Source organism: Parazoarcus communis SWub3 = DSM 12120, assembly GCF_003226565.1.
Classification (GTDB): Bacteria; Pseudomonadota; Gammaproteobacteria; order Burkholderiales; family Rhodocyclaceae; genus Parazoarcus; species Parazoarcus communis.
Genome location: NZ_QKOE01000039.1, coordinates 1 through 7,805, shown reverse-complemented (window position 1 = coordinate 7,805; position 7,805 = coordinate 1). Strand labels below are relative to the sequence as shown.

The window sequence follows — 7,805 nt, the reverse complement described above, 5'->3', positions numbered from 1 at the left end:
TGTTGCGAGCCCAACACAACCGCTGCCTGCCCCAGGGCGGCAAGCTGTGGCCCGAGACGCTCGCGGCACCGTCCTTGGGCGAGATCGAGTTCATGCTGCCCGCGCGCACCAACCGGCCCGCGCGCGCGGTGCGCCAGACGCTGCATGTGCGCAGCCTGGAGTTGGCCGATGGCCATGGCGGCCTGATGCCCGTGACCTGTCTGATTGCTCGCGAAGGCGGCACGCAGGCAGGGCTCAAACCGATCGAGTGGCGCCGCTCACCTGTCGAACCGTCACCACGCTGGAGCAGGCCGCAGAACTGGTCGACTGGTATCGCTGCCGGTGGGAAATCGAAACCCTGTTCCACGTGCTCAAGAACGGCTGCCCCGTCGAGGCGCTGCAGTTGGCGGAGGTGAAGAAGCTGGAGCTGGCCCTGGTCATCTACCTGGTTGTGGCCTGGCGGCAGGCGCACTTGGTACGACTAGGGCGCGTCCATCCCGAACTGCCCGCCAGCGAAGTGTTTGACTCAGTTGAATGGCAAGCCGCATGGCTGCTGGCAGAAAAGACCCCACCCAAGAAAACGCCCCCGTGGGTGAAGTCATCCGCCGCATCGCCATGCTTGGTGGACTCCTCGCCCGAAAAGGTGACGGGGAGCCCTAGCCAGGCGTCAAGACGCTGTGGCAAGGCTTCGCCAGAGTCAGCAGCTTCGTCAGGGGTGTCGAAAAAAATGCGTGAGACTCATGCGTTATGAGTTGTGTGGAATGGGATGGGGTGGACGGTGCTTTTTCTCTTTATGCCATCCTAATCTTCCGCTTGCCTCTTATCGTCGCCAGACCCACCTGATCCTAAGGTGTTCAGGCGTTGAATCCTCGCGATGTCCACAAACATCTGCCAGGGACACTCGGTCTCGAACTCGTCAAACACTTGTTCCGCTGCTTCTGGATTGCCCTGATCCAACCAGCTTTGCGCAGCAACAATGGCATCTCCAAGATGTCTTGACCATGCTCTTTCATTCGCTCTGAGATCAATTACGTACTGAGTAAATTCCGAGGACGACGAGAAGTCGCCTACAGGGGCACCGCCGATAGCTTCCCTCAATATCCGCCCTAACAGCTCTCTGCCATCAGATGCGAATCGGCCCTCAATCTCTTCTGGTCTTTGATCGGCGAATTCATGCCACTCGCCAATCAGCAAATCGAAACTCTGATCCATCGCTATGAAGCCGGGCATTGATTACGCCGAGGCCTGCATGACCCCGGACCGGAAAACGGCCACTCCTCCTGAGCAGTGCACTTATTCAAGCACGCGCCGCAATTCCCCGTCCAGCCTTGATTGACGCATTGCGTATACAGCCGAATGCACTGGCCTCGCCAATCATTCGGCCCTGGCCATGGGTCAGGGTTTGGCGTCGAGGGCGGAGGCGGTAGAGGTGGTGGCACAGGGCGACGATCAGTTGTCGGGTAATCGGGTGGCGGAGGACTATCTTTGTGGTCCGGCCCCAGCATGTCATCGACGGTTTTCTCCAGTCCCATCGGATCCTTGTAGCTGATCGGATTCCCATTGACATACCCATATAGATTGACGCCCCCCTCCTCCTCAATAGGATCCCTCGAGAGCCAGCGCGCTGTCTGGGAATCGTACGCCCGATACCGTGTCAGCCACAACCCACTGGACACGTGATGATGCATCCCCGCGTAACCGAACTCGCCCGGATACAAACCCGACACGCTGATCAGCCGACCATAAGGATCATCGTCGTACGCCCCCATCAACGCCCCATCCCCTGCACGCACAGAACATCGTGCGCGCAAGTGCAGCAGTCCGGTGGCGGTAGCGCTCAATCATGCCCTCTCCGATTTCCACGCCGAAGTTAATTCTCGCCTGGAGCACCAGATTTGCGTCGTCCAGGCCTTCGATCGTAAGCGCCCGGCGAACCCGTCTTGCCGTTTCGCTCAGGCGCAGTGGCTCGTCTTCCAGCGATGCGGCAGCAATTCCCCGATCCGGCTATAGGGCTGCGTCGGCAGCCGTTCAAGCACATCCTTCAGGTATGCAAAGGGCTCGTGCCCGTTGAGCCGAGCGGACTGAATCAGACTCATGATGGCGGCCGCGCGCTGGCCTGCGCGCAGGCTACCGGCGAACAGCCAGTTCTTGCGCCCGAGCGCAATCGGACGGATCTGGTTCTCGATCCAGTTATTGTCGATGGGCACGCGACCATCGCCCACGTAGTGCGTAAGTGCGGCCCAGCGCTTGAGGCTGTAGTCGATGGCGCGGGCGGCGCCCGAGCCATTGGGGACCTGGGTGCGCCGCTGCAGGAGCCAGGCGTGCAGGCGTTCGAGGAGGGGGCGGGCCTTCGCTTCTCGTAAGCGCCGCCGGGCATCGATGTCCAGTTCGGCCGCTTCACGCTCGACTCCGTAAAGCTCACCGATGACTTCGAGCGCCTCGCTGGCGATCTGGCTCTGCCCTTGGGCGGTGAGATCGAAGAACTTGCGCCGCGCGTGCGCCATACAGCCGGCTTCCTTCACGCCTTGGCCGATCAGTGCCTTGTAGCCGGCGTAGTCGTCGCAGATCAGCGTGCCGCGCCACTCACCCAGGAACGCCTGGGCGTGACGGCCCGCGCGGCTCTCTGCGAAGTCATAGACCACCGCCTTGATCGGATCGAAGGCCCCTACGCTGTAGGACCACAGGTAGGCGCGGTGCGTCTTGCCCGCCCCCGGGTCGAGCATCGCCACCGGCGTTTCGTCCGCATGCAGCACGGGGTGAGCGAGCAACTCGGCCTTGAGCGCATCGACCAGCGGCTGCAGGCAGATGCACGCCGCTCTGACCCACCCACTGGGCCAGCGTCGATTGCGGGATCGCCAACCCGGCCCGACCGAAGATACCTTCCTGGCGGTACAGCGGCAGATGGTCCTGGTACTTGGCCACCAGCACCTGGGCGAGCAAGCCGGCGGTCGGGATGCCCTTGTCGATGATGTGCGCCGGCACCGGCGCCTGCACGAGGGTCTCACACGAAGCGCACGCCCACTTGCCGCGGATGTGGCGTTCGACGGTGAAGTGGCCCGGGGTGTAGTCGAGCTTCTCGGCCACATCCTCGCCGATGCGGCGCATCGGGCAACCACAGGCGCAAGTGGTCGACTCGGGTTCGTGACGGATCTCGGTGCGCGGCAACTCCGGCGGCAGCGGCTTGCGTCGGGCCTGGCCCTTGGGCGCCGGGCTCTTCGCGGTGTCCGGCTGCAGTTGCTCGAGCTCTTCGCTCATCGCCGCCAGATCGGCCTCGGCAGTTTCCTCGAAGAGCTGCGCCTGCTCGGCGGACAGACGCTCGGCACGCACGCCGAAGCGATGCCGCTTGTGCAGCGCCAGTTCATGCGTGAGCCGCTCGATCTTGGTCTGGCGCCACACGAGCTCGCGCTCCTGCTCGATGAGCAGGCGGCGCAAGGTGTCAGCATCCAGTTGATCAAGGTCGGCGGGCAGCGGCATGGATGAATCATGCCCAATGCGTGTCCCGTCGCGCCATCGGGGGATTCGCCGATGGCATTCGCTCAGAGTATCCGGATCACGTCGTCGTCACTCAACCGCTGCCACGGCAACCCGAGCACCAGCGCATCAAACTGCACCCGGGTAAGTGCGATACCGCCCTGTCCATCGGTCCAGTGAAAGCGGCCCTGGTTCAAGCGCCGGCATGCGAGCCACACCCCGAAGCCGTCATGGACCAGCACCTTCAAGCGCATGCCGCGCCGATTGCTGAAGAGGTAGGCGTGATGCGGCTGGGCCTCACCGAACACGCGCACCACCTGCGCGAGCAGCGTGTCCATGCCCGCACGCATGTCCAAGGGGACGGCCGACAACCACAGGGCCTCGATGCGGATCATGCGAGCCACTCGCGCAGCCAGGCACCACAGGCACCAGCCGCCTCAGCCGGCCACTCGAGATTGACACGCGCAGCACCGCGCTGCACTTCGAGGCGAATCACCGGTGCCACAGCAGGCGAGAGCATGACCGGCACGAAGCTCGCCGGCGCCGCGGTACTGACCGCGACCGCCTCCGAGCGCCGACAACTGGGCGGTTTGACGCCGCGCTCACGCATCCAGCGGCGCACCTGCTTGGCGTTCAGCCCGTTGGCCAGCGCCACCCCTGCCACGGAAACTCCGGGTTCGATGCAGGCCGAGATGACCGACTGTTTGAAGGCTTCGCTGTGCGTGCGCCGGGTCCGGCGCGGGATAACGACGTCCATAGTGTCCACCATCGAAATTGGTGGACACCATCTTCAGCGGGCTACAGACCCATGAACAGATGAGTTCGCCGGGCGCTTACCGCTCATGCACTTCGGGGGAGAACTTCACTGACTTCTTCATGGCTCTATCTTCTCAAGAGTTGGAGCCTCCATCAAACCCGGGGCGATTCAGTGAACAGGGGTGTCGCAAGTGCTTGATCGTGAACATCATTCTGGAGTGGTCAACGACAAGCGAGTAGCTGCGGTAGCCCTGCCCGTCGGGCCCCTTCTTCGTCAACCGCTCGACGCCAAATTCCGACGCCAATTTATGCCGCCAAATTTCTACGGATTTACGCCGCCGGCAACATGGCTTGCATGCCTGCCGCCGCCCGTGCCACCGCCCCCGCCGACGCCGTTTCGGCGCGCGCGATACTGGCCGCCAACATGATCCGGCTGCGCCGCGATCTGGGTTGGTCGCAGGAGGCGCTGGCCTTCGAGTGCGGGCTGCATCGCACCTTTGCCGCCCACGTCGAGCGCCAGGTGCGCAATGTCTCCATCGACAACATCGAGCGCATCGCCCAGGCCCTGGGCGTGGCAGTTTACGAGCTGTTGATGCCTTGAGCCGGCCAGGCCCGGCCGAGGGATTTACGCCGCCGCAACAGCAGCCGCCTTCAGTCGCTTGAGCTTGGCCTTGGCGGCCTCTTGTGCGCTGTACAGGGTCTGCGGGTCTTGGGACTGCACCACGGTAGCCAGCAGCGCCTCGCTGGTGAACACCGACAGCAGCAGATCGTCGCTGGTCGCACCGCCTCGGCCACCGCTCACCGTCTGGATTTGCTGCATCAGTGCCTCCAGGCGCACTTCGATGTTGGCGAGGCTTTCCGCGACCACGCCTTCAAGCAGGCGCTGGCGGATGAAGGCCGATGTGCTCACCCCGGCCACCTTCGCTCGCTTGCCATAGTAGGCCAATTCCTCGGGCTCGAAGCGCAAGGTGATGCGCGCCGACTCGCCTTTGCCTGTTCCGCGCTGTCTTGGCATGATTCGTCCTTCCCCATCAATGGCTTGTGCCATTTTATGGGGATAGGTGTCTGACGCTCAACGGATCGGTGTCTAACAGCGTAAAACCCCGTCGCCACGGGGTTTTACGCCCTGCAACGCCAGTTGCGTGGTGTGTGACAGTTTCCAACGGGTGGCGGGATCGCCCGCCGTTCATGGCCGCAATCGGCGGCTGAAGGGATTTGCCGCAGGCAGTGGACACGCGCCGCTGGGCTCACACGGCTGCATAAAGCCGCCGGGCCAGCGGCGCGTGCTCGGCGATCACGGACTCGATTTGCGCCATGTCGCGGGGGTCGAGGGCATGGAGGAGGTTTCGCAATTTGCGCTGTTCGGCCTCGATCTCGGCCAGCCGGCCGGGATCGGGGTTTGCAGCGTCCTGCGCCTGAGCCGCCGCTTCGGACCAGTGGGCGAGAAGTGTGCCCAGAACGTCCTGGGCGACTTCGAAGCGGATGCCGTGGGTGAACATGGTTGCCATTTTTGCGGTGCATGCTGGGACTTGAACTTGACGGCTACATCCAAGGAACCCGAGGGCGTTGGGCTTCGCAGGCTCAGCCCAACCTACCAGGCTCTTACAAGTCGATCAAATCCGTCGTGTCCGGATATCCGACGCTGACAACAATGTCAGCAGCGACCACAAAGACGACAGCTCCTCCGGATTGCTCTCGAAACGCGATGGAGGATGACGTAGGTTCCTCAGCGAGAGACAACTTGTGGCCCATATGGTTGAGCTTCGCCACCGCAGAGCGCATAGCTGGGCCGACCAGACCCATCAGATCACGCTCCAACTCCGCCTGTAGCTGCTTCGACAGGTCGCGGGACGCTGTAGAGCCTAGCCCTGCACCCGTGAACGCAGGCGCCGAGAATCTCTCATCGATCATTTCTTCACCCTAGTAGTGATTGATCCCACGACCGTACTCAATCAGTTGCTTACCCACGTCCTTGAAGGCACTCCCCAACTCGCCACCTATCTGGTTGCCTTCACGGATCAATTGACTACCTGCTTGGTTGTATGGCGCTCCGTGCTGTCCGGATCTCGCCCCGCCACCCTTGCCGCTCTGCTTCAGCGCCTTGACTAGGTCATTCCCGCGATCCTTAACGCACTGTTGTACGAACTTCGACTCCAGGTTGCCGGCGGAAAGCGCCGCTTCCTCGAAGTCACCCTTCATGACGTTTTGCCAGAAGTAGCGCTCGACAGAGTTAGTTCCGCGAACCAAACCTTCGGGATCGACGAACGAGATCGGGTTCCCACCCACATAGGCATATAGATTGACGCCCCCCTCCTCCTCAATAGGATCCCTCGAGAGCCAGCGCGCTGTCTGGGAATCGTACGCCCGATACCGTGTCAGCCACAACCCACTGGACGAAAGCTCTCAAGAAGTCCATGTCATTCGAGTGCGATGACCCTAAGGAACTCATCAAGAAGCACATCTACAAAAACCGCGCACTCGCAACGGAAGATATTTCTAACTACATTGAGACTTTCTACGATCGAACGCGCAAACACTCGCATCTATCGGGTGTCAGCCCTGATGACTTCGAGGCCAACTTCGAGCAACAAGGCAAAGGTCTCCACTAAATCCTGGGAACTCCACATGTCATTCGAGTTCGATGACCCTGCTCACTCCCCATAGACATCAAGGGCCAAGTCAATTTGTAGCTCGCCCAATTTTCCCAACAAGCTACAACTCAATTCATCGCCGGAGTTTCCCGTGGAGTACCAACCAACAAAAAACTCCGTACGACCGCCTTCGGCTCGGATTCGACAGAAGAGGTCTTTATGCGGGAAAAGCTCGTCAGCAGTTCGACTGAGCATCTCATGCAACTCCTCCTCACCTAGTCTAATCAGAGAGAATGAGCAGTAACTGGAGTCATAAACCCCATCAAGAGGATCGCCCTTAGGAGTTGTTCTCTGCTCACCAATTTTATGTTTCCACTTCGGTGCTAGGCCAAGCTGCGCAGCTATCTCGGTCGGCTCAACGGACTTACTAAAAACTCGCAAGGAAACTTCAAAACGAAATGGGTACATTGCTCTCTCTTACGGCAAATAATCGCGGTACGGCCCATGATTCACGGCATCCCCATTTCCATCTCCGGTGATAACGTCCCCATTTGGTGCAATTCCAGTCCAATCCCTAGGTCCAGCACCAACGCCGTCTTTAATCCCGTGGACATCGTCCTTGTCTAGCCCCGGTATTTGGTCTATCGGTTTGGTTCCCGTTGGGCATCCTTTCGGTTTGGACCCTGGTTTTGGTTTCGCAAAAATCAGATTGCCAAATTGGTCAGCAATCAAATATCCACCCAGCAGCCCCACACCCGCCCCAATGATAGTACCGGGGCCGGGAAACACCGCCGTACCAACCTCCGCCCCTGCAATGGCTCCAGCAACAGGGTTCAATCCTCGGGGGTCCGTATAGCTCAGCGGGTTCCCCCCGACATACCCATATAGATTGACGCCCCCCTCCTCCTCAATAGGATCCCTCGAGAGCCAGCGCGCTGTCTGGGAATCGTACGCCCGATACCGTGTCAGCCACAACCCACTGGAGACGTGATGATGCATCCCCGCGTA

General features: G+C 61.0%; 11 protein-coding genes and 3 pseudogenes. 3 read left to right on the top strand and 11 right to left on the bottom strand.

The features are described 5' to 3' along the window. Positions 1-46 precede the first annotated feature (46 nt). Positions 47-730: an IS4 family transposase gene (locus DNK49_RS25070; RefSeq protein WP_279386435.1), complete on the top strand. Its 684-nt coding sequence runs from the start codon at positions 47-49 to the stop codon at positions 728-730. A gap of 50 nt (positions 731-780) precedes the next feature. Here the strand turns inward: DNK49_RS25070 and DNK49_RS22475 are convergent, their stop codons facing one another. The 5 genes and pseudogenes from DNK49_RS22475 to DNK49_RS22455 all read right to left on the bottom strand — a co-directional run bounded on the left by DNK49_RS22475 (position 781) and on the right by DNK49_RS22455 (position 4,207). Next, complete coding sequence (locus DNK49_RS22475) at positions 781-1,209, bottom strand: hypothetical protein (RefSeq protein ID WP_110530271.1); 429 nt, start codon at positions 1,207-1,209, stop codon at positions 781-783. After that, positions 1,194-1,748: an RHS repeat-associated core domain-containing protein gene (locus DNK49_RS25230; protein ID WP_110530268.1), complete on the bottom strand. Its 555-nt coding sequence runs from the start codon at positions 1,746-1,748 to the stop codon at positions 1,194-1,196. Before DNK49_RS25230 ends, DNK49_RS22475 begins: the two co-directional genes overlap by 16 nt. Before the next feature lie 183 nt (positions 1,749-1,931). Then, positions 1,932-3,453: pseudogene (gene tnpC / locus DNK49_RS22465) on the bottom strand (IS66 family transposase). 62 nt (positions 3,454-3,515) lie between these two features. Further along, positions 3,516-3,845, bottom strand: coding sequence for an IS66 family insertion sequence element accessory protein TnpB (gene tnpB, locus DNK49_RS22460; RefSeq protein ID WP_110530266.1), 330 nt, complete (start codon positions 3,843-3,845; stop codon positions 3,516-3,518). Further along, on the bottom strand, positions 3,842-4,207 hold the full coding sequence (locus DNK49_RS22455) for a transposase (protein ID WP_110530264.1): 366 nt from the start codon (positions 4,205-4,207) through the stop codon (positions 3,842-3,844). Before DNK49_RS22455 ends, tnpB begins: the two co-directional genes overlap by 4 nt. Positions 4,208-4,561: 354 nt before the next feature. Here DNK49_RS22455 and DNK49_RS22450 point away from each other — a divergent pair, with 354 nt between their 5' ends. Continuing rightward, complete coding sequence (locus DNK49_RS22450; protein ID WP_110530262.1) at positions 4,562-4,807, top strand: helix-turn-helix domain-containing protein; 246 nt, start codon at positions 4,562-4,564, stop codon at positions 4,805-4,807. Between the two features lie 24 nt (positions 4,808-4,831). On the opposite strand, the gene DNK49_RS22445 is transcribed toward DNK49_RS22450, so the two are convergent. From DNK49_RS22445 to DNK49_RS25225, 4 genes and pseudogenes are all read right to left on the bottom strand, one after another. Then, positions 4,832-5,221, bottom strand: coding sequence for a plasmid mobilization protein (locus DNK49_RS22445; protein WP_110530275.1), 390 nt, complete (start codon positions 5,219-5,221; stop codon positions 4,832-4,834). A 232-nt stretch (positions 5,222-5,453) separates the two neighbouring features. After that, complete coding sequence (locus DNK49_RS22440; RefSeq protein ID WP_110530260.1) at positions 5,454-5,714, bottom strand: hypothetical protein; 261 nt, start codon at positions 5,712-5,714, stop codon at positions 5,454-5,456. Positions 5,715-6,126: 412 nt separating this feature from the next. Further along, a complete protein-coding gene (locus DNK49_RS24855; RefSeq protein WP_243632484.1) occupies positions 6,127-6,405 on the bottom strand; it encodes a hypothetical protein in 279 nt (92 codons plus the stop codon). 57 nt (positions 6,406-6,462) lie between these two features. Continuing rightward, positions 6,463-6,591: pseudogene (locus DNK49_RS25225) on the bottom strand (RHS repeat-associated core domain-containing protein); the annotation flags it as partial. Positions 6,592-6,644: 53 nt separating this feature from the next. Between DNK49_RS25225 and DNK49_RS24850 the strand changes: the two are divergent. Then, positions 6,645-6,815: pseudogene (locus DNK49_RS24850) on the top strand (IS3 family transposase); the annotation flags it as partial. A gap of 42 nt (positions 6,816-6,857) precedes the next feature. On the opposite strand, the gene DNK49_RS22420 reads toward DNK49_RS24850, so the two are convergent. Both DNK49_RS22420 and DNK49_RS25220 read right to left on the bottom strand, forming a co-directional pair. Next, on the bottom strand, positions 6,858-7,265 hold the full coding sequence (locus DNK49_RS22420; RefSeq protein WP_110530254.1) for a DUF4279 domain-containing protein: 408 nt from the start codon (positions 7,263-7,265) through the stop codon (positions 6,858-6,860). Between the two features lie 9 nt (positions 7,266-7,274). Beyond that, positions 7,275-7,796, bottom strand: coding sequence for an RHS repeat-associated core domain-containing protein (locus tag DNK49_RS25220; protein WP_368737411.1), 522 nt, complete (start codon positions 7,794-7,796; stop codon positions 7,275-7,277). Positions 7,797-7,805: the final 9 nt, after the last annotated feature.